The 22,796-nt window shown below is 75.2% G+C and carries 26 protein-coding genes; 12 read left to right on the top strand and 14 right to left on the bottom strand.

Annotation, left to right across the window (positions count from 1 at the left end):
• Positions 1–165: 165 nt before the first annotated feature.
• Entirely contained in the window at positions 166–1,518 is a 1,353-nt protein-coding gene (locus VM95_RS24930; protein ID WP_045700401.1) for a cytochrome P450, read from the top strand.
• 71 nt (positions 1,519–1,589) lie between these two features.
• The gene (locus tag VM95_RS24925; protein WP_157882194.1) at positions 1,590–2,306 is read left to right on the top strand and encodes a rhomboid-like protein; all 717 of its coding nucleotides are present in this window, start codon (positions 1,590–1,592) and stop codon (positions 2,304–2,306) included.
• A 7-nt stretch (positions 2,307–2,313) separates the two neighbouring features.
• Here VM95_RS24925 and VM95_RS24920 read toward each other — a convergent pair whose 3' ends face one another.
• Complete coding sequence (locus tag VM95_RS24920) at positions 2,314–2,895, bottom strand: DUF421 domain-containing protein (RefSeq protein WP_045700399.1); 582 nt, start codon at positions 2,893–2,895, stop codon at positions 2,314–2,316.
• A 55-nt stretch (positions 2,896–2,950) separates the two neighbouring features.
• Complete coding sequence (locus VM95_RS24915; protein WP_208615528.1) at positions 2,951–3,754, bottom strand: LysR family substrate-binding domain-containing protein; 804 nt, start codon at positions 3,752–3,754, stop codon at positions 2,951–2,953.
• A gap of 67 nt (positions 3,755–3,821) precedes the next feature.
• Between VM95_RS24915 and VM95_RS24910 the strand changes: the two genes are divergently transcribed.
• From VM95_RS24910 to VM95_RS24900, 3 genes are all read left to right on the top strand, one after another.
• The gene (locus tag VM95_RS24910; protein ID WP_045700397.1) at positions 3,822–4,244 is read left to right on the top strand and encodes a DUF5997 family protein; all 423 of its coding nucleotides are present in this window, start codon (positions 3,822–3,824) and stop codon (positions 4,242–4,244) included.
• Between the two features lie 181 nt (positions 4,245–4,425).
• Positions 4,426–5,364: an SDR family oxidoreductase gene (locus tag VM95_RS24905; protein WP_425265354.1), complete on the top strand. Its 939-nt coding sequence runs from the start codon at positions 4,426–4,428 to the stop codon at positions 5,362–5,364.
• A 321-nt stretch (positions 5,365–5,685) separates the two neighbouring features.
• Positions 5,686–6,387 (top strand): hypothetical protein, encoded by a 702-nt coding sequence (locus VM95_RS24900; RefSeq protein WP_052706926.1) that lies wholly within the window; start codon positions 5,686–5,688, stop codon positions 6,385–6,387.
• 102 nt (positions 6,388–6,489) lie between these two features.
• On the opposite strand, the gene VM95_RS44640 is transcribed toward VM95_RS24900, so the two are convergent.
• Positions 6,490–6,963 (bottom strand): SAM-dependent methyltransferase, encoded by a 474-nt coding sequence (locus VM95_RS44640; RefSeq protein ID WP_045700453.1) that lies wholly within the window; start codon positions 6,961–6,963, stop codon positions 6,490–6,492.
• Positions 6,964–7,054: 91 nt separating this feature from the next.
• Here VM95_RS44640 and VM95_RS44635 point away from each other — a divergent pair, with 91 nt between their 5' ends.
• Positions 7,055–7,393, top strand: coding sequence for a hypothetical protein (locus VM95_RS44635; RefSeq protein WP_045700393.1), 339 nt, complete (start codon positions 7,055–7,057; stop codon positions 7,391–7,393).
• Here the strand turns inward: VM95_RS44635 and VM95_RS24885 are convergent.
• The 8 genes from VM95_RS24885 to VM95_RS24850 all read right to left on the bottom strand — a co-directional run bounded on the left by VM95_RS24885 (position 7,380) and on the right by VM95_RS24850 (position 15,466).
• Positions 7,380–8,318, bottom strand: coding sequence for an ADP-ribosylglycohydrolase family protein (locus VM95_RS24885; RefSeq protein WP_045700391.1), 939 nt, complete (start codon positions 8,316–8,318; stop codon positions 7,380–7,382). The genes VM95_RS44635 and VM95_RS24885 overlap by 14 nt on opposite strands.
• On the bottom strand, positions 8,315–9,154 hold the full coding sequence (gene nadE, locus VM95_RS24880) for an ammonia-dependent NAD(+) synthetase (protein ID WP_045700388.1): 840 nt from the start codon (positions 9,152–9,154) through the stop codon (positions 8,315–8,317). The genes VM95_RS24885 and nadE overlap by 4 nt, the downstream gene beginning before the upstream one ends.
• 114 nt (positions 9,155–9,268) lie before the next feature.
• Positions 9,269–11,113 carry an ATP-dependent zinc metalloprotease FtsH gene (gene ftsH, locus VM95_RS24875; RefSeq protein WP_052707553.1) on the bottom strand — a complete coding sequence of 615 codons (1,845 nt, stop codon included), beginning with the start codon at positions 11,111–11,113 and terminating at the stop codon, positions 9,269–9,271.
• A gap of 135 nt (positions 11,114–11,248) precedes the next feature.
• A complete protein-coding gene (locus VM95_RS24870) occupies positions 11,249–11,809 on the bottom strand; it encodes an NUDIX hydrolase (RefSeq protein WP_045700386.1) in 561 nt (186 codons plus the stop codon).
• The gene (locus VM95_RS24865) at positions 11,806–12,747 is read right to left on the bottom strand and encodes a hypothetical protein (protein WP_045700384.1); all 942 of its coding nucleotides are present in this window, start codon (positions 12,745–12,747) and stop codon (positions 11,806–11,808) included. Before VM95_RS24865 ends, VM95_RS24870 begins: the two co-directional genes overlap by 4 nt.
• A complete protein-coding gene (locus VM95_RS24860) occupies positions 12,744–13,037 on the bottom strand; it encodes a hypothetical protein (RefSeq protein WP_157882192.1) in 294 nt (97 codons plus the stop codon). Before VM95_RS24860 ends, VM95_RS24865 begins: the two co-directional genes overlap by 4 nt.
• A gap of 164 nt (positions 13,038–13,201) precedes the next feature.
• Entirely contained in the window at positions 13,202–13,816 is a 615-nt protein-coding gene (locus tag VM95_RS24855; RefSeq protein ID WP_045700380.1) for a mycothiol-dependent nitroreductase Rv2466c family protein, read from the bottom strand.
• A 69-nt stretch (positions 13,817–13,885) separates the two neighbouring features.
• On the bottom strand, positions 13,886–15,466 hold the full coding sequence (locus VM95_RS24850; protein ID WP_052707552.1) for an alpha/beta hydrolase: 1,581 nt from the start codon (positions 15,464–15,466) through the stop codon (positions 13,886–13,888).
• Positions 15,467–15,802: 336 nt separating this feature from the next.
• Between VM95_RS24850 and VM95_RS24845 the strand changes: the two genes are divergently transcribed.
• Together VM95_RS24845 and VM95_RS39060 are read left to right on the top strand one after the other, a co-directional pair.
• Positions 15,803–16,201, top strand: a complete 399-nt coding sequence (locus VM95_RS24845; protein ID WP_045700377.1) for a PadR family transcriptional regulator — start codon at positions 15,803–15,805, stop codon at positions 16,199–16,201.
• Positions 16,198–16,827 (top strand): HAAS signaling domain-containing protein, encoded by a 630-nt coding sequence (locus tag VM95_RS39060; protein WP_052707551.1) that lies wholly within the window; start codon positions 16,198–16,200, stop codon positions 16,825–16,827. The genes VM95_RS24845 and VM95_RS39060 overlap by 4 nt, the downstream gene beginning before the upstream one ends.
• Positions 16,828–16,916: 89 nt before the next feature.
• Here the strand turns inward: VM95_RS39060 and VM95_RS24835 are convergent, their stop codons facing one another.
• Entirely contained in the window at positions 16,917–17,621 is a 705-nt protein-coding gene (locus VM95_RS24835) for a DUF6461 domain-containing protein (protein ID WP_244178933.1), read from the bottom strand.
• A gap of 282 nt (positions 17,622–17,903) precedes the next feature.
• Between VM95_RS24835 and VM95_RS24830 the strand changes: the two genes are divergently transcribed.
• The 4 genes from VM95_RS24830 (at position 17,904) to VM95_RS24815 (ending at position 20,998) form a co-directional block, all read left to right on the top strand.
• A complete protein-coding gene (locus VM95_RS24830; protein WP_045700375.1) occupies positions 17,904–18,590 on the top strand; it encodes a polysaccharide deacetylase family protein in 687 nt (228 codons plus the stop codon).
• Positions 18,591–18,744: 154 nt separating this feature from the next.
• A complete protein-coding gene (locus VM95_RS24825) occupies positions 18,745–19,671 on the top strand; it encodes an immunity 49 family protein (protein WP_045700372.1) in 927 nt (308 codons plus the stop codon).
• A gap of 165 nt (positions 19,672–19,836) precedes the next feature.
• Positions 19,837–20,328, top strand: coding sequence for an HPP family protein (locus tag VM95_RS24820; protein WP_045700370.1), 492 nt, complete (start codon positions 19,837–19,839; stop codon positions 20,326–20,328).
• Between the two features lie 109 nt (positions 20,329–20,437).
• Positions 20,438–20,998 (top strand): DinB family protein, encoded by a 561-nt coding sequence (locus tag VM95_RS24815; protein WP_045700368.1) that lies wholly within the window; start codon positions 20,438–20,440, stop codon positions 20,996–20,998.
• 40 nt (positions 20,999–21,038) lie between these two features.
• On the opposite strand, the gene VM95_RS24810 is transcribed toward VM95_RS24815, so the two are convergent.
• Together VM95_RS24810 and VM95_RS24805 are read right to left on the bottom strand one after the other, a co-directional pair.
• Entirely contained in the window at positions 21,039–21,800 is a 762-nt protein-coding gene (locus VM95_RS24810; RefSeq protein ID WP_045700367.1) for a GNAT family N-acetyltransferase, read from the bottom strand.
• Between the two features lie 86 nt (positions 21,801–21,886).
• Complete coding sequence (locus tag VM95_RS24805) at positions 21,887–22,663, bottom strand: crotonase/enoyl-CoA hydratase family protein (RefSeq protein WP_045700366.1); 777 nt, start codon at positions 22,661–22,663, stop codon at positions 21,887–21,889.
• Between the last annotated feature and the right edge of the window lie 133 nt (positions 22,664–22,796).

Below are 22,796 nucleotides of genomic sequence, written 5' to 3'. Positions count from 1 at the left end.
TACGGGCTCCGCCCGCGCCACGAAGGGCGCACGGGCGTTCGTCGTGCGCCCCCGCGTTCACTCCTCCCGCCGGTCGGGCACCGTTTCGGGACCGGTCGGCGGGAAATGCCCCGGAACAGGATCACGAACGATCCCGATCCTCCCACCCATCCCGAGGTGCCGCCCGTGACCGCCCCGTACACCCCGACCGCCCCGCGCTACACCGCCGTCACCGCTCCCGGCGCGCTCCCGCTCCTCGGCCACGCCCCCGCCTTCGTCCGCAGCCCGCTCACCTTCACGGCCGGCCTCGCCGCGCACGGCGACCTGGTCCGGCTGCGGCTCGGCCCACTCGACGCGTACGTCGTCTGCCACCCCGAGCTGGTGCGCAAACTGCTCACCGAGGACCGCACCTTCGACAAGGGCGGGATCATCCTCGACAAGGCCCGCGAGGCCTTCGGCGACGGCCTGGCCACCTGCCCCGCCTCCGCCCACCGCCGCCAGCGCCGCCTGCTGCAGCCCGCCTTCCACCGCGACCGGCTGCCCGGCTACGCCGCGATGATGGCCGAGGAGATCGCCGGCACCACCGCCCCCTGGAGCGACGGCGACGTGATCGACGTGCCCGCCGCGATGTACCGGCTCACCACCGCCGTCACCGCCCGCTGCCTGTTCGCCGCGCACGAGCGGGCCGGCTCGCTGCCCGTGCACGCCTGCATGGACGAGGTCACCCGCGGCGTCGCCCGCCGGATCATGCTGCCGCTGCCCGGCGTCGACCGGCTCCCCACCCCCGGCAACCGCCGCTTCCGGCGCGCCCGGCAGGACCTGCTGGAGATCACCCGCCGGCTGATCGCCGAGTACCGCGCCGCCGGCACCGACCGCAACGACCTGCTCTCCACGCTGCTCGGCGCCCTCGACGAGGAGGGGCGGGGCCTGTCCGACGCCGAGATCCACGACCAGGTGGTCACCTTCCTGCTCGCCGGGATGGAGACCACCGCCGCCACGCTCTCCTGGGCCTGGACGCTGCTCGCCGCCAACCCGTCCGTCCGCGACCGGCTGCACGGCGAGCTCGACACCGTCCTGGACGGCCGCCCGGCCCGGCACGACGACCTGCCCAAGCTGCCGCTGACCGCCCGGATCGTCCAGGAGACGCTGCGGCTCTACCCGGTCGCCTGGCTGCTCAGCCGCACCGTCACCACCGCCACCGAACTCGCCGGCCGCTCCCTGCCGGCCGGCGCCACCGTCCTGTTCAGCCCGTACCTGCTGCACCGCCGGGCCGACCTCTACCCCTGCCCGGACCGCTTCGACCCGGACCGCTGGCTCACCACCACCCGGCCCGCCCCCGGCACCTACATCCCGTTCGGTCTCGGCGCCCGCCGCTGCATCGGCGACGCCTTCGGCACCGCCGAGGCCTGCCTGGCCCTCGCCACCATCGCCTCCCGCTGGACGGTCACCCCCACCCCCGGCCGGCGGATCCGCCCGGCCCGCAGCTCCGCGCTCACGCCCCGCCCGTTCACCGCCACCCTCGCCCACCGGGTCCGCTGACCGCTGACCGCTCCGCCACATCAACGGCGCACCGGGCCGCGGGACGATCCCCACCCGGTAGCGTGCCGGGCATGAACCCACCCGCCCCAGCACGCCCCCGGCACGGGGTGCTGCGCACCCTCCGGGCGTACCCGCGCCGTTCGCCGCTGACCCTCGCGTACGTGGGGCTGCTCCTGCTCGGGCACGTCTGGGTCGAGGACTGGCTCCCGGCCGACCGGGCCGACGCCCTCCGGCAGTACATCAGCACCAACCTGGACAACCTCGACGACCACCCGCTCACCGCCCTGTTCGGCAGCGCCCTGCTCTACGACGGCACCCTGACCGACGTGCTGTCCACCGCCTTCGGCGGCACCCTGATCACCTTCGGCCTCGGCATCTGCGTCAGCCTGGCCTGGGCCGAGCGCCGCTTCGGGACGCGCCGCGCCGCCCTGCTGCTGCTCGTCGGCCACGTCGGCGCGACGCTCGTCACGGCGCTGGTCATCCTGTTCGCCCTGCGGCAGGGCTGGTACCCGGAGAGCGTCCGGCACGCGTCCGACTACGGCATCAGCTACGGCGCCCAGACCGCCCTCGGGTTCGCCGTCCTGGCGCTGCCGCGTTGGGCCCGACTCCCGTGGGCGGTCTTCGTGTTCGGCTGGCCGCTCAGCGGCGACGCCGAATGGCCGGGCCCGCTGCCGGACTTCACCACCATCGGTCACCTGGTCGCGGCCGCGCTCGGCGTCGGCCTGGCCGCCGCCCCGGCCCTCACCGCCCGCCGCGACGCCATGGCCCGTACAATGAACGGCAGTTGACGTACCGTCAGTGCGGCGGGCGCCGGTCGGCGACGACCTGGGCGAGCAGCCGCTCGATCGACTCCAGCCGCTGCCGCAGCTCCTCGACGTCGGCCCGGGTGGCGCCCTGCTCGCCCGCCTTCAGGGTGACCAGCAGCTGCCCGTCCGGCTCCAGCCGGGCCCGCGCCACGTCGCTCACGTTGTCGCCGTTCTGCATCCGGATCGCGTGCTCCAGCTCGGACGGGCGCAGCGCCAGCTCCCGCAGCGCGCCGGGCACCAGCTTGCCGTCCCGCACCACGGTGGTCGCCGTGCCCTCCAGGATCCGGGCGGCCCGCGGATCACGGGCCAGCCAGCGGGTGACGGCGGAGTTCACCGCGATCAGCGTGACCGCCCCGATCGCGCCGCCGAACAGGCTGTTGTCGTTCCCGATGATCGCGTTCTGCACCACGTTGGAGAGCAGGAACACGACCACCATGTCGAAGGTGTTCAGCCCGGCCAGCCCGCGTTTCCCGGCCAGCCGGAACAGGATCACGATCAGCGCGTAGACCGCGATCGTGCGGACGATCTTCTCCACGATCGGAATCTGGACGATCACCAGGTCGTGCCACATGGCCCCGCTCCTCCCGAAGGTCGGCAGAGTGGTCAGAACGGGGCACGAGGCTACGCTACGGGCGGCGCTTGGGCTTGCCGCGACGGGCGGCGGCGCCGGCGCCCCGGGCCTTCGGGGCGCCGCCCTTCGCCGATCCGCCCTTCTGCGGCTGGGACTTCCTCGGCTGCCCGGGCTTCTGCTGCGGCGACTTCTGCTGCTGGGGCTTGCGCTGCGGCTCGGCCTTCTTCGCCGGGGCCGCCGGGGCCTGGGCGCCGCGCCCGCGGGAGCTGTTGACCGTGCGGCCGCGGACGATCCCGATGAACTCCTCCACCAGGTCGGTGGTCTGCTCCTGCGGCCAGGACAGCGCCACCTGCGACTGCGGCGCCTCGACGACCGGCCGGAAGGTGAGGTCCCGGCGGTGGTGCAGCCGGGCCAGCGACTGCGGCACCAGCAGCACGCCGACGTTGGCCGCCACCAGTTCGATCGCGTCCTCGGTGGTCGCCGGGCGCTCGATCGCCGGGCGCCCGGGCAGGGTCTCTGCGGTGAACCCGAGGGTGTCGTCCAGCGGGTGGAAGACCACGTCGTCGGCGAGGTCGCCGAGCGCGACCTCCTCGGCGGCGGCCAGCCAGTGGTCCTTGGGGAACACCACGACGGTGGTCTCGGTGTACAGCGGGATCGCGCTGAGCACGTCCTTGTCGACCGGCAGCCGGACCAGCCCGGCGTCCGCGCCGCCCTCGCGCACCGTCCGCTCGCCCTCCGGCGACGGGACGGCGATCAGCTCCAGCGGCACGTCCGGGAGGCGTTCGCCCCAGACCCGGGCCCATTTGCCGGGCGTCACGCCCGGGACGTACGCGAGCCGGAACGACGGGTTCACCTGCATGTCTGTCACAGGGCAAGGCTACCGACCGTGACCGTGGGCGCCCGTCCGCTCCCTTACCCTTGTCGGTATGACATCGCTCAAGCAGAAGACCAGCCAGACCATGAAGCCGGCCACGGCGGCCAAGAAGCTGGGGATCTACCTCGCCGCGGCGCCGACCGACTTCCAGGAGGGCGTGGTCTCCCGCGAGGAGCTGAACGCGCTGCAGGCCGAGCCGCCGCAGTGGCTCCAGGAGCTGCGCCAGAACGGTCCGCACCCGCGCCCGGTGGTCGCCGCCAAGCTCGGCATCTCCATCTCCGGCCTCGCCCGTGGCGGCGTGACCGAGGCGCTCACCACCGAGCAGATCGAGGCGATCAAGGCCGAGAACCCGCTCTGGCTCCAGCACGAGCGCGCCAACCAGGTCGACGTCCGCAAGGAGGCCGTCCGGATCAAGGCCAAGCACGAGAAGGAGGCCGCCGAGAAGGCCGCCAAGGAGGCGAAGGCCGCGCACTGACGCCGCCGGGGGCCCGGCCCGTCAGCCGCTCAGCCGCTGAGCCGCTGAGCCGCTGAGCGGCTGAGCGGCTGATCCGCCGGTCGAGCCCCGTTGTCAGACCCCTGTGCTTCGCTGGTGCCGACGTCCGTTCCACGGGCGTCGGCACAGTCGTACCCGGACGTCGAGGATCAGGGAGGCCGCAGTGGCAGGGGCACCGAGCGATGGGGTGAACGGCGCGCTGGAGGGCAGGGTCGCGCTGGTCGCGGGCGGGACGAGAGGTGCCGGGCGGGGCATCGCGGTCGAGCTCGGCGCGGCCGGGGCGACGGTCTACGTGACCGGGCGCAGCACCCGGCTCCGGCGCTCGGAGTACGACCGCCCGGAGACCATCGAGGACACCGCCGACCTGGTCACCGCCGCCGGCGGCCGGGGCGTCGCCGTCCCCACCGACCACCTGGTACCGGAACAGGTGGCGGCCCTGGTCGCCCGGATCGAGGCCGAGCAGGGCCAGCTGGACGTCCTGGTGAACGACATCTGGGGCGGCGAGAAGCTGTTCGGCTGGGACGTCCCGGTGTGGGAGCACGACCTCGACGACGGCCTGCGGCTGCTGCGCCTGGCCGTTGAGACGCACGCGATCACCAACCACCACGCCCTCCCGCTGCTGCTCAAGCACCCGGGCGGGCTGGTGGTGGAGATGACCGACGGCACCGAGGAGTACAACCGCGGCACCTACCGCAACTCCTTCTTCTACGACCTGGCGAAGAGCTCGGTGCTGCGGATGGCCTTCTCGCTCGGCCACGAGCTGGGCTCGCGCGGCGCCACCGCGGTGGCGCTCACGCCCGGGTGGATGCGCTCCGAGATGATGCTGGAGCACTTCGGCGTCGCGGAGGGGAACTGGCGCGACGCGCTGGCCGCGGAGCCGGCGTTCGGCATCTCGGAGTCGCCGTTCTACGTCGGCCGGGCGGTCGCGGCGCTGGCCGCCGACCCGGAGGTGGCCCGGTGGAACGGCACCTCGCTGTCCAGCGGGCAGCTGGCCCGGGAGTACGGCTTCACCGACCGGGACGGCAGCCGGCCGGACTGCTGGCGCTACCTGGTCGACGCGCAGGGCGCGGACGGGCCGCTCGACCCGGCGCCGTACCGCTGAGCCGGCGGGGGCGCCGATCGGGCCCGCCCTGGTCCCGTTGACGGCCCGTCCGACACGCCGGTGCCGCGCCCCTCGGGCGGGTGTGGCGCCGGTCACGGCGCCGGCACGGGGGCCCGCGGGCGAGAACGGGGGTTCGTGCCGAAACGATTCCGCGCGCCGGTCGGGCCCTTCCCGCGCCGGACGCGGCGTCACTCCTTCGGCCCTGTCCGCACGGTAGTGTCCGCTGGCGCGGCCACCGACAAATCCACCAGGCGGCCGCCCGTCCCACCGCAACGACCTGGAGGAACTCCCGTGCAGGCTCCCGCCCGAGGTGCCCTGGCCATGGCCGCGGCCGTGCTGCTCGCCGCCGCCGCAGGCTGCTCGTCCGGCGGAGGCCACACCGCCAAGCCGGCCGACGGCAAGGAGAGCAACCACAGCGCGGCGGCCGCGCCCGCCGGGGACGCCGCCGCCCCGGCGAACATCGCGACCGGTCCCGGCCCGAAGAGCTCGTACGACGCCCAGCCGCAGCCCGCGGCCGGCAGCTGCCACTACCGCTACACGGCCGACAAGCAGCCGCTGCCCGACCCGAAGTGCACCCCGGGCGCGATCAGCCCGGCCGTCACCCAGGCCAACCTCAAGGACACCATCTGCAAGCAGGGCGGCTACACCTCGACCGTCCGGCCGCCGGCGAACATCACCGGCAAGGAGAAGGCCGAGAACGCCAAGTCGTACGGCTACAGCGGGCCGATGGGCGACTCCGAGTACGACCACCTGATCAGCCTGCAGCTCGGCGGCGACCCGAACGACCCGCGCAACCTGTGGGTCCAGCCGCCGTCCCCCGACCACGTGCCGGGCAAGGGGCCCAACAACCCCAAGGACTCGGTGGAGACCCACCTGCACACCGCGCTCTGCAAGGGGCAGGTGACCCTGGCCCAGGTCCAGAGCGCGATCGCCACGGACTGGACCACGGCCGAGGCCAAGCTCAACATCAAGGGCGGCGGCGCGCCGAGCGCGGCCCCGGACGCGGACGGCGACGGGGAGTGACGAATCGTTCCCGCTGGGCCGGGTGACGGGCCACCGGGCGGCTGAGCCGCGCACGGGCCGCGCACGGGCCACGTACGGGCCGCGCACGGGCCGCCGCCCGGCTCAGCCGTCCGACTCGCGCTCGTAGTACGCGCGCATCAGCTCGACCGACCACTCCGGCTGGCGCACCTCGCCGCGCGGGCCGAACTCGGCCAGGTAGGGCTTGAGGTCCAGCACCGGCGTGCCGTCCACCGCGTCCAGGCCGGTGACGTGCACGTCCAGCCCGTCCACCCGGACCAGCGCGCAGCGGGAGACGCCGAGCCGGTTCGGGCGGTTCTTGCCGCGCTGGGCGAAGATGCCGACCAGCGGCCAGTCGGCGTTCCCGCGCGGGTGCCGGGCGCCGGTCTCGATCTTCTCCTCCGGGACGCGGTCGAAGTGGTAGACCACCTCCAGGTGCGAGAAGTCCGCCAGGCCGTACAGCGCCTCCTCGGTGAACCGCTCGCCGTCCAGCCGGATCACCGCCTCGACACCGCCCCAGTCGTCGTCCCGCACCTCCGTGCGCCCGCCGACCACCCGCGCCACCGGACGCGTCGTCACCTCGTCCACGCCTGCTCCCCCTTCGGAGTCGATACCGATCACGGGTACCGTAGCGAGCGGCAGGAAAGGTCGGACGGCGGGGGGCTGTGCGATGGCAGAGGCCGAAGCGGGGAGCAAGGGGCGGGGCCGGGAGTCCGGCGATGCCGCCGGTGGCGTGACCTTCGGCACGCTCGCGGCGATCGCCGGCGCCTTCCTGCTCAGCCGGATCTGGCGATGGGCGGGACAGCAGACCCCCGACGAACACCACGCGGCGATGAAGCAGACGTGCGCCCTCGTCGGCCTCGTGCTGTTCATGACCTTGGTCGGCCTGGCCGTCGCGGGCCGGGGTTCGACCGTCCAGCGCCGCTGGCGCTACGCGATGCTGGGTGCCTTCTTCGCCACCGTGGTGCTGCCCGCCGGGGTGGTCATCCCGGCGATCACGACTCTCTGATCCCGGCGGCCAACTCCTCGGCCATCGCCAGCAGTTCGGCCACCCGCAGGACCCGACCGCCGAAGCCCGGCAGCGGTACGTGCAGCGGCTCCAGCCAGCTCTCCGGGATCGCCGCCAGGCCGTACCGGGCACCGGCCAGGCCTCCGGTGACGGCGGCCACCGTGTCGGTGTCGCCGCCGAGGTCGATCGCGGCGTGGACGGCCGAGCGGTAGTCGCCGGTGGTGCGCAGCGCCCAGACGGCGGAGCCGAGGCACGGCCAGACGGCCCCGTTGGCCTCGGTGGCCCGGTCGGGGTGCCAGTCGGGGGCGAGGACGGTCGCGTAGCGCTCGCGGTGGTCGGGGTGGATCTCGGCGAGGGTGGCGGGGATCGCGGCGAGCGGGTCGGCGCCGTCGAGGGCGAGGCGGACCAGCTCGTGGAAGATCGCCGTGCCCTCCCAGGCGGCCCGGTCGCCGTGGGTGAGGGCGGCGATCCGGCGGGCGGCGTCCATGGTGGCCCGCCGTCCGGCCCCGGCGAAGGCGACGGCGGAGGTGGCGGCGCGCATCAGGGCGCCGTTGCCGGCGGCGCGCAGCGTGGTGTTGAAGTGGACAGCGGCCGCGAGGTCCCAGGGCATGCCGTTGGTGAGGACGTCCTCGGTCTGGATGCCGATGTCCTTGGGGTCGGCGGCGGCCCACCGGCGGAACCGGTCGAAGATGTCGGGAAGGTCCAACTCCCCTCGCTCCAGCAGCGATTCGGCGACCAGCACGGCCATCTGGGTGTCGTCGGTGGCCTCGCCGCGCTCCCAGCCGCCGCCCGCGACCGGCTCGCCGGGCCCGGCCGTGAAGGCACCGGCCGGGCCGAACTCGTAGGGCGCGCCGAGGGCGTCGCCCACCGCCGCGCCGAGGACGGCGCCGGCGGCGCGGCCCGCTCGGGCGTCCGGGTCGGTCACGCGAGGCCCGGGGTGACCGGCAGGGCCCGCTTGTGCTCGGTGCGGCGGTAGTGGCCGAGGACGGTCTCGAAGACCTGCTCGCTGACCGGGCGGCCCTCCAGGAAGTCGTCCAGGTCGTTGTACTCGACGCCGAGGGCGTCCTCGTCGGGCTTCCCGGGGGCGAGGTTCTCCAGGTCCGCGGTGGGGACCTTGCCGACCAGCTCCTCGGGCGCCCCCAAGTGAGCGGCCACCGCGCGGACCTGACGCTTCGTCAGGCCGGAGAGCGGCATCACGTCGGCCGCGCCGTCGCCGAACTTGGTGAAGAAGCCGACGGCCGCCTCGGCCGCGTGGTCGGTGCCGACGACCAGGCCGCCGGCGGCGCCGGCGGCCGCGTACTGGACCACCATCCGCTGGCGGGCCTTGACGTTGCCGCGCACGAAGTCCTCGTGGGCGTGGTCGCGGAAGGTGAGCCCGGCGGCCAGCAGGGCGTCGAAGGCCGCGTCGGTCGCCGGCTTGACGTCGACGGTCAGCAGCTCGTCGGCCCGGATGAACTCGAGGGCGCGCTGGGCGTCCGCCTCGTCCGCCTGGACGCCGTAGGGCAGCCGCATCGCGGTGAAGGACGCCTGGTACCCCTCGGCGCGCAGCCGCTCGACGGCGAGCTGGCACAGCCGCCCGGTGGTGGTGGAGTCCACCCCGCCGCTGATGCCCAGCACCAGGGTGCGCGAGCCCGAGGCCCGCAGCTGGTCGGCGAGGAAGGCGACCCGGCGTTCGGCCTCCTTCGCGGGGTCGGCGACGGGCGCCACCCCGAGGACCAGGGCGATCTCGCGCTGGACGTCCGCGGGCAGGGTTTCGGTCATGGTCGGCTCCTTCGGGTCGGGACCGTGCCATCATCCACCCGGGCCCCGGCCGGGCCTGCGGCGGCCCCGCCCCGGTAGCTCCGGCAGTTCCCGGCAGCTCCGCCAGCCCCGGCGTCAGGACCCCGGCCCCGGAGCCGCCTGGTCCGCGGCCGGGTGCCGCAGGATCTCCAGCACCACGGCGCCGTCCACGGTCTCCCGGGCGACCAGCAGGGCCGCCAACTCGTCCAGGTGGTGGCGGTGTTCGCGCAGCAGCTCGACGGCCCGCCGCTCGGCGCGGCGCAGCAGCCGGGCGACGGCCTCGTCCACGGTGCGCTGGGTCTGCTCGGAGTAGGGGCGGCGCAGCAGGTCCTCCAGGCCCTCGCCGAGGTGCTGCGGCGAGCCGCTGGAGTAGCCGACCGGTCCGAGCTCCGGGGAGAGGCCGAACTCCCGGACCATCCGGGTGGCGACCGAGGTGGCGTTGGCGAGGTCGTTGGCGGCGCCGGTCGAGCCTTCCCCGAAGACCACCAGCTCGGCCGCCCGCCCGCCGAGTTGGACGGTGAGCAGGTCGTTGAGGTAGCTCTCGCCGTACAGGTGCCGTTCGGCTTCGGGCAGTTGCTCGGTGGCGCCGAGGGCGACGCCGGCGGGCAGGATGGTGACCTTGGCGACCGGGTCGGCGTGTTCGCACAGCGCGGCCGTCAGGGCGTGCCCGGACTCGTGCACGGCGACGGCGTGCCGCTCCTCGGGCAGCAGCGCGTTGGAGGACTCGCGGCGGCCGAGCAGCACGCGGTCGCGGGCGGCGTCGAGGTCGTCGGCGGTGAGGGTGGCGCGCTCGGCGCGGACGGCGTTGATGGCGGCCTCGTTGACCAGGTTGGCGAGGTCGGCGCCGGAGAAGCCGGGGGTGCCGCGGGCGATCCGGTCGAGGTCGGCGTCGGGGGCGAGGGTCTTGCCGCGGGTGTGCACGGCGAGGATGGCGGCGCGTTCGGCCTGGTTGGGCAGCGGTACGGTGACCTGCCGGTCGAAGCGGCCGGGGCGCAGCAGGGCCGGGTCGAGGGCGTCGGGCCGGTTGGTGGCGGCGATGACGACGATGCCGGTGCCCTGGTCGAAGCCGTCCATCTCGGCGAGCAGCTGGTTCAGGGTCTGCTCGCGTTCGTCGTTGCCGCCGATCCGGGTGCCGCCCGCCCGGCGGCCGCCCACGGCGTCGATCTCGTCGATGAAGATGATCGACGGCGCGCGCTTGCGGGCGTCGTCGAAGAGGTCGCGGACCCGGGAGGCGCCGACGCCGACGAACATCTCGACGAAGCCGGAGCCGGTGACGGACAGGAACGGCACCTCGGCCTCGCCGGCGACCGCCCGGGCGAGCAGGGTCTTGCCGGTGCCGGGCGGGCCGACCATGATCACCCCGCGCGGTCCCTTGGCTCCGGCGGCGGCGTAGCGGTCGGGGCTGCGCAGGAAGTCGACCACCTCGCTGACCTCCTGCTTCACGCCGTCGTACCCGGCGACGTCGGCGAAGCGGGTGGCGGGCCGCTCGGCCTCGATGATCTTGGCGCGGGAGCGGCCGATGGCGCTCAGCCCGCCGCTGAGCGAGCGCGCGGCCATCCGGCCGGACCACAGGAACAGCCCGCCGAAGATCAGCAGCGGCAGGAGCAGCAGCAGGGTGGACCAGAGCGAGCTGCCGCCGCTGCTGCGGCTGGCGGTGATGCCGACGTGCTGGTCGGCGAGGGCGCGGCTGAGCGGGGAGTTGTCCAGGGCGGTGGGGATCTGGCTGGTGAAGCGGGTGCCGTCCTTGAGCGTGCCGGAGACGCCGCCGGTGTCGGTGATGTTCACCGTCCGCACCTGCCCGGCGTCGACCCGGTTCAGGAAGTCGGTGTAGCCGTAGCTGGTGCCGCCGCTGCGGCCGGGGTGGGAGAACAGCACCAGCAGGAGCAGGGTGACCAGCACGGCGACGGGCAGCAGCCACCGGCGCCACCCGGGCACGGGCACTTGCGGCGGCTTCGCCCCGCCGGGCTTCCCGGGGCCCTGCCCCCAGCCCGTCCCGCTCCCCGGCCGCCCCGCCCCCGGCGGGGTCGCGGAGTGCCGGGCGGCCGCCCGCAGCCGACCTCGTACGATCATCCGCACTCACCGCCTCTCGCCCACCACCGGGCCTTCCCCTCCATGGTCGGACGGCCGGGCCCCGGACGGGAGTCCTCGCAGGTACCGGCCGAACGCCACCTGCCCGTCCGGCACGAACGGCCACCGCCGCACGGCCCGCGCCAGCTCGGACAGGCCCAGCCAGCCGTACCAGGCGATCGCCTCCGGATCGACCGCGAGGCGGCCCGCAGGCAGCACCGCCTCATGGACGGCCAGCCAGTACGGGGCGATCGCGCCGCGGCACTGGAAGGTGAAGCGGTGCCGCACGGCCACGGCCACGCCCAGTTCCTCGCCCACCTCCCGCTCCGCCGCCGCGGCGTACGACTCCCCCACCCGTACGGCGCCGCCGACCATCAGGTCGTACTGCCCTGCGAAGCGGCTCGCGCCGTCCGGGCGGCGGTGGACCAGCACCCGACCGGTCGCGTCCCGGCAGACGGTGGTGGCGACCCGGTGCAGCCAGCCGCGGCGGATCGCCTCGGCGCGCTCGACCACGCCGAGCACGCGGTCCTGCCCGTCCACCCGTTCCACCGGTTCCACCGGTTCGGTCACGGCAGGTGCCGGGCGCGGGCGGCGGTCAGGGTGGCGGTGGCGGCGAGGAGGGCGCAGCCGGCCATCAGGGCGAGCAGGCGGCCCGGTGAGTCGGCCGTGCCCGGGAGGCCGGCCAGGTGCCAGAGGGCGGAGCGCAGGCTGCCGCTGACCGGGACGGCCAGGGCGGCGGCGAAGGCGGCGGCGCGGGCGGGGCTCCACGGCGAACCGGTGGCGGCGATCCGCAGCACCGCGTCGCCGAGCAGGCAGAACGCGAAGAACCCGCAGGTGAACACGGAGAGTTCGACCAGCGCGACGAGCGGCCCAGGCCGGCCCTCGCCGATCGCCTGCCCGGCGACCAGGCCGGCCGCGGCGAGCAGGCTGAGCCCGGCCGCGGCCGCGACGAGGTGGCGGCGCAACAGGGCGGCGGCGGTCGTGAGGTCGGCGATCGGGGCGGCGAGCAGCACTAGGTCGTCCAGCCAGTCGCCGCCGGGCCGGCGCCGTTCTTCCGGCGGCGGGGCCGGGGCCGGTTCGCGGGTGGCGCGCCGGAGCAGCCGCAGGCACCGGGCCGCGCCGGCGGTCAGCGGCACCAGGGCGGCGATCAGCCACACCGTGGGCGCGCCCCAGCGCTCGCGTTCCGCCCGCAGCGCGACCGCCGCCCAGTCGGTGGCGGCGGTGGCCGCGACCAGCAGCACGCCCAGCCGGGCGGCGCGCAGGAGTTGGTCCACCCGGTGGCCGGGCTGCGGGGCCGCGCCCCGGCAGAGCCAGGAGCGGGCCGTCGCCGCCGCGGCCAGCGCGGGGACGAGGAACAGGGTGAACGAGACGACCGCGTCGTACGGGTCCGCCTGCCAGGGGCTGGCGGCGCGGAGCCCCTTGGCCTGGGTGGTGACGTACGCGAAGACGGTGAAGGCGACGGCGAGCAGGAGCGACGCCGTGAGCGCCCGCCGCTGTGCGCGGCTCACCGCCGGGCTCCGGCGGGCCCGCCCGTACGGTCCGCGGCCGCGGGGCCGGCGGGCCGGTCGCCGTGCAGCAGCACGTCGGGCAGCCAGGGCACGCCGGGGGCGACGTGGTCCGCCAGCGGCCGTTCGGCCTGGACGGCGTCGGCCAGGGCGTGCGCCAGGCCGGGTGGCGCCTGGGCGGCCAGCAGGGCGGCTCCGAGCAGGGCGGCGGCGGCCTTCGGCCAGTCCGCACGCACCGTCAAGTGGCGTTCCCGGGGCGGTGCTTCGGTGGTGCTCGACGTGTGCTCGACCATGGCGGCATGCTACACGGCGCGTAGTACTTGCCGCGTAGTAATCAACGCACTGGCCCGGAAAACGCGGACGGGCGGCCCGGCGCTGCTCACCGGGCCGCCCGTAGGTGCCGCCAACCGCCTTCCGTCGAGGGCGGGTTGACGCCCCGCAGGGCGTCCACCGTGGATCAGGAGAAGTCCAGCGAACCCGTCCTGGTCCGCTTCAGCTCGAAGAACTTCGGGTACCCGGCGAGCAGTCGCACGCCCTCGAAGACGTTGAGGGCGTCCTCGCCGCGCGGGATCGCGCTCAGCACCGGGCCGAAGAAGGCGACGCCGTCGATGTGGATGGTCGGCGTGCCGACCTCCTCGCCGACCGGGTCCATGCCCTCGTGGTGGCTCTTGCGCAGCGCGGTGTCGTACGCGGTGCTGTGGGCCGCCTCGGCGAGCTCCTCCGGCAGGCCGGCGGCGACCAGGGCCTCGCGGATGACGTCCTCGTCCGCCGGGCGGTCCTGGTCGTGGAACCGGGTGCCGAGCTCGGTGTACAGGTCGCGCAGCACGTGCTGGCCGTGCTGCTCGGCGGCGGCGATGCAGACCCGGACGGGGCCCCAGCCGGTGGTCATCAGGCGCTGGTAGCGCTCGGGCAGGTCGGTGCGGCCCTCGTTGAGGACGGACAGGCTCATCACCCGGAAGGTGAGGTCGAGTTCGCGCTGGCGCGCGACCTCCAGGATCCAGCGGGAGGTGATCCAGGCGAAGGGGCAGACGGGGTCGAAGTAGAAGTCGACCTTGGGGATCTCGTTGTTCACGTCGGTGAGCCTAGTGGGACGAGTGGCCCGCTTTCCAGAGCCAATTCGTACGTCCTGGTTTGGGCCACTTCAGCTGCAGACCGTCCCGTCCGCCGGCGCCCGGCCGTCCAGGAGGTAGCCGTCGACGGCCTGCTTCAGGCACGGGTTGCCGGTGTTGTAGCCGCCGTGGCCCTCGCCCTGGAGGGTGACGGTGACACCGACGCCCGCGCCGAGCTGCTGCGCCATCGCCCGGGCACCCTCCACCGGGGTGGCCGGGTCGCCGGTGGTGCCGACCACCAGGATCGGGGCGGCCCCCGGGGCGGCGACCTCCGGGTGGTCGGTCTTGCCCGCGACCGGCCAGCCGGTGCAGCCGGTCAGGCCCCAGGCGGTGAACTCGCCGAAGACCGGGGACGCGGCGCGGAAGTTCGGCAGCTGCTGCTGGACGTCCTGGTCGGAGTAGCGCTGCCGGGCGTCCGCGCAGCCGATCGCCCGGTTCGCGGCGCCGAGGTTGCTGTAGTGCCCCTGCGCGTCGCGCCCGCGCAGCGAGTCGGCGAGCTTGAGCAGGGTGTCGCCGCTGCCCTGCTCCATCGCCTCGGTGAGGCCGGTGGCCAGCGCGGGCCAGGTCTCCTGGCTGTACAGGGCGCCGGCGATGCCGGTGACGGCGAGGCTCCCGGTGAGCTTGCGGCCGTCGGCGGTGGGCAGTGGGGACTGCTCGGCCTTCCGCAGCAGCTCGGAGACCTTCGCGGTGCCGTCGGCGCCGCCGGCGCCGGTCGGGCAGGCGGCCGCGGCCTGGGCGGCGCAGGCCTTCATGAAGTCCTCCAGGGCGAGTTGGAAGCCCTGGGCCTGGCCGAGCGCGGACTGCTGCGGGTCCTTGGTCGGGTCGACCACCGAGTCCAGCACCATCCGGCCCACCTGCTCCGGGAACAGGTGGGCGTAGACGCCGCCGAGCTGGGTGCCGTAGCTGATGCCGAAGTAGGAGAGTTTCTGGTCGCCGAGTGCCTGGCGCAGCAGGTCGATGTCGCGGGCGGCGCTCTCGGTGTCCACGTACGGCAGCACCCGGCCGGAGTTGCGCTCGCAGGCGGCGGTGAACCGGGCGTTGCTCTCGTCCAGCGCCTTGACCGCGGCCGGGTCGCCCGGGGTGTCGTCGACGGCCGCGTCGGCGTCCGTCGCCGCGTCGTCCAGGCACCTCACCCCGGCGCTGTCGCCGACCCCGCGCGGGTCGAAACTCACCAGGTCGTAGCGGGAGTTGAGGGAGGCGTAGCTGCCGGCCAGGGCGGGCAGGGTGGCGACGCCGGAGGCGCCGGGGCCGCCGAAGTTGAACAGCAGCGAGCCGATCCGGTGCGGCTCGTCCTTGGCCGGGCTGCGGATGAGCGCGAGGTCGATGGTGCCGGCGTCCGGCTTGGCGTGGTCCAGCGGCACCTTGAGGGTGGCGCACTGCCAGTCCCCGGCGGGCGCGGTGCCGCTGCCGCCCTGCGCGGCGCTGGGCGGCGGGCAGCCGTGCCAGTCCAGCGGCTGCTGCCCGGCGAGGGTGCCGCCGCCGGACGGGCCGGTGGCCGGGGAGCTCGGCGCGGGCTCGGCGGCGGACGGGTGGTCGCCCTGGCAGCCGGTGGCGGTGGCGAGCAGCAGCACGGCCAGGCCGAGCGCGCCGGCTCCACGGACGACGGTGTGCATGGGGCGGGTCCACCTCTCGGGCTGCGGCGCGGGATCGCCGGGGCTGGGGGGGCTCGGGTTGAGGGCTCGGCCGGCGCACGAACGACCCTAGGGGCGGAGGCCCGGCCGCGCCCGCCGGTGGCGCCCGACCGGGGGCGTGCGGCGCGTGCCGTACCACCGGCCGAGCGGGTGAGGGATGCCGCGGTGAACCGCGACGCGGCCCAGCCACGTTGTCCGATGTGTCCGGCCCGGCACGGCCCGGCACGGTCCGGCACGGTCCCACGCGGTCCCACGCGTACGGGCGCCTACGGAAGGAGCCCCTGGCAGTAGCTTGCTTCGCCTGCTACCTTGCATTGCATGGTACCTGGCACCGCCAACCACGAACCCGGCGACGACCCCGATCGCGCGCCGACCGCCCCGGACGGCCCGGTGGCGACCCAGCTGCGCAAGGGCGTGCTGGAGTACTGCGTCCTCGCGCTGCTGCGCGACGGCCCGCGCTACGGCGTCGAACTGCTCCAGGAGCTCGGCCGCTTCCCGATGCTCGCGACCAGCCAGGGCACCATCTACCCGCTGCTGTCCCGGCTGCGCCGCGCCGGGCTCGCCGACACCTTCCTCCGGGACTCGGCCACCGGCCCGTCCCGCCGCTACTACGCCCTCACCGACGCCGGGCGCGCCGCACTGGACGAGTTCAGCGCCCTGTGGCCGGCCTTCCGCATCACCGTCGACCAGATCCTCACCCCGGGAGAGAAGCCGTGAGCAACCCCACCGACCACCCGCTGGTCCGCGCCCACCTCGACGCCGTCGCCCGGCTCACCGAGCCGCTGCCCGCCGACCAGCGCCGCGAACTGCTCGCCGACCTGCGCGAGCACGTCGAGGTCGCCCTGGCCGAGGCGGGCCCGACCGGCCCCGCCGACGAGGCCACCGTCCGGCACGTCCTCGACCAGCTGGGCAGCCCCCGGCAGATCGCCGACGCCGCGCTCGCCGAGGCCGGCCCCGCGCGGCCCGAGGCCGGCGGCCGCCCCGAACCGGAGAGCAGCGGCCGCACCACCGTGACCCTGGCCCTGGCCGTGCTCCCGCTGCCGCTGCTGCTCGTCCCGGGCGTCGGACCGGTGCTCGGGCTCGTGACCGCCGTCGCCGCCGCGATCCGGGTCGGGCGCTCCGCGCAGTGGAGCCGGCGGGAGAAGAAGCAGGCGGCCCTGCTCCTGCTCGCGCCCCTGCTCGCCGTGCCGCTGGCGGCCGTCCTCGTCGCCGCCCTGTCCGGGAGCCTGAGCCCGGTCGGCGTGCTCGCCGCCTGCGCGGTGGGCTTCAGCCCGACCCTGCTCGCGGCCGCACGCCTGGCCCGGTCCGCCGCCCGGCTGCGCGCCGCCACCGTCACGGCCTGACCGCCCTCGACCGTACGGCTGGACCGCCACCGCCCGTACGGCCTGCCCCCCCGGCGGGGCCCGACCGCCCTCGACCGTTCGTCAGCCGCTCAGCGCGACATCCCCGGCGTGCCGCGCACCGCGTAGGCCGGCAGGCGCAGCTCACCGAGGGCGGCCCGCGGCAGGCCGAGGCCGAACCGCCGCTCCACCACGCCGAGGGTGCGCTCACGGACGGCCGCGTACCCCTCCTCCGGGCCGCCCCGGTCCGCGGGCGCCGTGCCGCCCGGCGCCAGCACCTCGGCGGCGACCAGCTCGGGCAGCAGCAGGTCCGGCTCGCGGCCCCAGCGCCAGCGCTCCTCCCCGAGGCCGAAACCGCACAGCACCGCGCCGTCGCGGGCGTAGTCGAGCAGCGCCGGCGGGTGCTCGGGCATCGGGCGGAAGTGCACCACCTCGACACCGCCGGCCGCTATCTCGGTGAGCCGCTCGCCGCCGGTCGAATCGCCGTACTCGATCGCGAAGGACCAGCCGCCGCACTCGCCGACCCGGACCACGCCGTCCCCGTCGTCGCCGGGGCGGTACGACTCGATGTCGAGGTCCCACACCTCGGTGCCGCTGATCGGCTCGGTGCCGGCAGCCGGGTCCGCGCCCATCCGGCGGGCGAGTTCGTGCGGCGCTATGCCCCGGGCGAACAGCACGCCGTCCAACTCCCCGCGGAGCCCGGCGAGCCAGCGGATGCCGTCGCTGGCGCCGACCCCGGCCCCGACCCCGCTCCCCTGCCCACGTCCGGTCCCGATCGCGCGCGTGCCCTCGCCCATGCCGCCGCCCTCCCCTGGCGCCGGCCCGCGATGGCAGCGGTCGCCGGTCCGCACCCTAACGGAGAGCACCGACAGCCGGAGGGCGTACGGACCGGCGCACCGGGCCGCCGCACGCCACGGGGAGCGGCGGTCCGGGCGGACGTGCACCGCGCGGTGGCCGGGCGGAGGATGGTTGGGGGGGACGAATTCCCCCGGGGCGCCGTGCCGTTCACCCGGTGTCACCGCCGGCCGGGTGCGCGACCGTCCACGCTCACACCCGGTAGCACCACCCCGGAGCCCCTCATGTCCCCCGCTTCCCCCACCCGCCCGCTGCGCCTGGCGGCCGGCGCGGTGACCGGCCTGCTGGCCGCCCTGCTCGGCCTCGGCGCCCCGGCCGTCGCCTCCGCCGCCACCACCTCCCCCGCCCCGGCCGGCCCGGTCGTCTACCTCACCTTCGACGACGGCCCCGGGCCGAACACCGCCCAGGTGCTCGCCGTGCTCGCACGGTATGGCGTGCCCGCCACCTTCTTCGAGCTCGGCCAGAACGTCGCCGCGCACCCCGAGCTCACCGGGCAGGTCGCCCACCAGGGCGAGAGCGTGCAGAACCACACCTGGTCCCACCCCGACCTGCGGACCCTCTCCGCCGCCGACTTCAAGGCCCAGATCCTCGACACCGACCACGCCATCAAGGCCCGGACCGGCACCACCCCCGGCTGCCTGCGGCCGCCGTTCGGCTTCGTCAACGACACCGTCCGGGCCCGCGCCGCCGCCCTGGGCAAGACCATCGTGCTGTGGTCCGTCGACCCGCAGGACTGGTCCCGGCCCGGCGCCACCGCGATCGAACAGCGCGTCCTCGGCTCCGTCCAGCCCGGCTCGGTGGTCCTGCTGCACGACGGCGGCGGCGACCGCAGCCAGACCGTCGCCGCGCTGCCGACCATCATCAACACCCTCCAGCAGCACGGGTACACCTTCCGCACCCTGTGCCGCTGACGCCCGGCCGAGCCACCGCCCGCGCCGCCCGACCAGGGGAGTTGTCAGTCCTGCCTGCTAGCGTCCGTCTCGGACAGCAGGACAGCAGGACAGCAGGAGATCACGGGCGCGCGGCCGCACACCGCCGCCCGTACCAACCGAACGGGGGCAGCACATGGTGGGCGTCACGCGTCACGAAGTGGACCAGGAGCGGATCGCCGACGCGCTGGCGCGCACCCGCGTACGGGCCAACGCCCACTGGCTGACCATCAGTTGCCACGAGCTGAGCGTCGAGCCGATCCGCGCGATGGCCGCCGTCCTGCTGGACCACCTCGGCGCGCTCTCCGCGACGGGCGGGGCGCTGGACGGCCCGGAGGCCCGGGAGCTGCTGCGGACGGCCTCCGAGTGCGCGACGGGCGTGCTGCACCTCGGCAACTTCCCGCGCGGGGACTTTTCGATCCCGTTCCCGTACCTCGGCAGGACGCTGGACAGCGAGGAGCACCGGTTCGGCGACGTGCTCGACTTCGGTGCCACCGCGGCGACCTGGGTCGAGGCCTTCGCGCTGGCCGTGGTCAGCGGGCACGTCGACGAGCCGCGCCGGATGATCGGCCCGCTGTTCAAGGACGACTTCGCCCCGTCGATCCACCAGGGCCTGCCGTGGTCGGACCTCACCTCGGTCTCCGAACCGGCGGACCTCGCCGAAATGGACGCGCTGGGCGCCTACTTCGCCCTGGTGAAGACCGCACGCTCGCCGTGGATGGCCCCCGCGCCCGACCCGCTGCAGAAGCCCCCGGCCGAGGAACGCGCCGCAGCCGTCCGGGCGCTGGACGCCGCGGGCGAACTGAACCCCGACCAGCGGCTGCTGCGGGTGCTGCTGACGGACGACCAGCCGGCCTTCGAGCAGGCGCTCGCCGCCCGACTGGCCGAGCACCGCGACAGCGCGCCGGCGGACGCGCCGCCCCGCAGCCTGCTCCCGCTCGGCACCATCGCCCTCGCGGCGCTGGCCGTCCGGGCGCACGGCTGGCAGCTGGGTGTCAGCTCCGACTACCTGCCGGCGGTGCTGCTGCGGCCGTCCGTGCCGGTCGAGGGGGTCGCGCACTGACCGAGCCGGGGGCCGTCAGCCGGGGGCCGTCAGCCGGTGAGCCGACCCGTCGCGGGGATGCCGGGTGACCACACGGTTTGCCCAGCAGGCAAACCATTCGACTCTTTGCTCAACAGTTTGTTTATCATCTCCGGATCCCCGTCACCCACCCGGAGCCGCCCAGTCATGCCCAGCCCTCCCCCGGCCGCCACCAGCCGACCCCACCCCCTGCACGCGCTGCGCGCCGCCGCCTTCGCCATCGGCGCCCTGCTGCTGCTCGTCGGGGTCGGCGTCCTGCTCCACCAGCCCCTGCTGATCCCACCGCTGGCGGCCAGCGCGGCCCTGGTGCACGGCGCGCCCGGGCTGCCGATCTCCCAGCCGCGCAACCTGGTGGGCGGCCAGCTGCTGTCGGCGCTCGTCGGCTACGCCACCCTCGCCGTGACGGGCAGCACCACCTGGGGCGCGGCCGTCGCCGCCGGGCTCGCGCTGGGCGCCATGATGCTCACCCACCTGCCGCACTCCCCGGCCGCGGCGACCGCCGTCATCGTGGTCCTGCAGGCGCCGCATCCCGTGCCCTTCCTCCCGCTGCTCGTGCTCTCGACCGGCCTGCTGGTCGTGATCGGCCTGCTGCCCGGCCGGGTCGGCGCACACCCGGTCCGCTACCCGCTCTCCTGGTGACGCCGAACTCCCGGTGACGCCGAACTCCCGCACGTACCAGGCCAGCTGGCGCCCCGTCGAACGGAAAACCGGTGGCGCGGCCGAGCGTGCGTGGACGACCATTCCCCGCATGAGCGATCAACCCACCCGCTGGACGCAGGCGACCGTGTACCCCGACATGTGGGCCGACCCGGCCGACGACCCGCGCGACAGCGACAGCCCCTCGCCGGAGGGCGAACTCGGCACCCTCCGGGAGTACCTGCGGAACTACCGGCTCACCCTGCGGATGAAGTGCGAGGGCCTGGACGCGGAGCAGCTGGCCCGCCGCTCGGTGCCGCCGTCCTCGATGTCCCTGCTCGGCCTGGTCCGCCACCTCGCCGAGGTCGAGCGGGACTGGCGGAACTGGATCACCCACACCGAGCCGCTGCCGAAGCTGTACGGCGCCCGGGACGCGGACTTCGACGGCGCCGTCGCCGAACCGGCCGTGGTGGACGGCGCGTTCGCCGACCTGGAGCGCGAGCAGGCCGCGACCGACGCCGCGCTCGCCGCGCACCCGGACCTCGGCGAGCGCATCGGCCGCGAGCGGATCGCGGTCCGGGACCTGCTGGTGCACCGGATCGAGGAGTACGCCCGCCACTGCGGTCACGCCGACCTGCTGCGCGAGTGCGTCGACGGGCGCGTCGGCCAGTAGCGAACACCCCGGACTCGACGCACCCGTCACTCGGCCGGGCTCAGCCGCCGTGGAAGAGGTGGCTGCGGCCGATCTCCGTGAAGCCGCGCCGGGCGTACCACTCGCGCGGCCAGTCCTCGGCGTCCGCGATCAGGAACAGGCGGGGGATCCCGGCCGCGGCGGCCAGCGCGAGCGCGGTGCCGAGCAGGGTGTCGCCGTGGCCCCGGCCGCGGTGCGCCTCGGCGGTGACCAGGTCCTCCACCTGGGCGAGCCCGGCGCGCCGGTCGAGGTAGAGGTCGGCCCAGGCGGCGACCCGCCCGTCCGGCTCCCGGGCTGCCAGGAACCGCACCTCCTCGGCGCCGCGCAGCCGGACCGCCCGGCGGTGGGTGAGCTGCCGGGCCGAGTCCTCGTCCGGGAACCAGACCAGGTTCTGCCGGAGCAGCGCGTCCCGCAGCTCGGCCAACTCGGCTGCCACGGCGGCCTGTTCGGGCAGCACGCAGCCGGCCGTGTCCCGGGCCATCAGCACCAGGTCCTCCCGCTGGTAGCCGGCGGCCGCCAGCGCCGGGGTGGCCCGCTCGCCGATCTCCTCGTCCAGCGTGGCGATCGCGTAGCGGCGGCGCTCCCCGAGGTGCCGGGCAGCGAGGCCGGGCAGCGCCGCCGGATCGGCCTGCGGGCCGTCCACGATCAGGCAGTTGTGCTCCTCCGAGAACGGGTACTCCCGGTCCCGGACGACGACGGCCCCGGGCAGCTCGACCGTCTCGGCGGCCTGGCGGCGGGCGAAGGCGGCGCGGAAGGCGTTCACGTGGTGGATCAGATCGGCCATGCCGCCATCGTCGCCACCGGCCGCCGCCCGCCGCAACCGAGTTCCGATGCCCGCCCGGCAGCACCGGACGCGCCGGAGCCCTCCGCTCAGCGGGAGCCGCGCGAGCGCTCCAGGAAGCGCCCCACCCCGTCCCGTACGCCCTCGGTCGGCACCGTGGCCGCGAAGGCGGCCGCCTCCACCGCGAGGCCCTCGTCGATCGGCAGGTTGATGCCCCGGGTGACGGCCCGCAGGCAGGCGGCCACCGCCGTGGGCGCGTGCTGGATGATCCGGTCCGCCAGGTCCCGTGCCGTGTCCAGGAGTTCGACCACCGGGACGACCGAGTTGACCAGGCCGATCTCGGCGGCGCGGGCGGCCGGGATCGGCTCACCGGTGAGGATCATCTCCAGCGCGCGCTTGCGGCCCACGTGGCGCGGCAGCCGCTGCGAGCCGCCGAACGGCGGCGCGAAGCCGAGCGAGATCTCCGGCTTCGCGAAGCGCGCGTGCTCGGCGGCGACGGCCAGCGGCGCCGCCTCGGTGAGCTCGCAACCGCCGCCGTACGCCAGGCCGTTGACGGCGACGATGATCGGCTTGGGGAACTCCTCGATCCGCCGGGTCAGCGTGTGCCCGCGCCGGACGAACTCGCGCAGGGCCCGCTCCGGCCCGCCGGCGATGCTGTCGGCCAGCGAGGGGATGTCGGCGCCCGCGCTGAACGCCCGCTCCCCGGCGCCGGTCAGGATCACCGCGCGGACGCTGTCCTCGGCCTCGATCCGGTCCAGCTCGGCGAGCAGCGCGTCGATCGTCGGATAGTCGAGGGCGTTGAGCTTCTTCTCCCGGTCGATGGTGAGGGTGACGACCTGCTGGTCCCGCTCGCTGCGGACGGTCATGCGCGGCACTCCGATCTCGCCGTACTGAAGGATTTCGCCGTACTTCCGGACGCCGCCGAGCCTAGGAACCGACCACCAGGACAATCCACTCATTGTCCTGGATACACTCGCCCCGCCCCGCCCTCCCCCGCTC

The sequence above is a fragment of the Streptomyces rubellomurinus genome, from assembly GCF_000961885.1.
Taxonomy (GTDB): domain Bacteria; phylum Actinomycetota; class Actinomycetes; order Streptomycetales; family Streptomycetaceae; genus Kitasatospora; species Kitasatospora rubellomurina.
The sequence above is the reverse complement of the archived record's forward strand: the minus strand, read 5'-3'. Positions and strand labels throughout refer to the sequence as shown.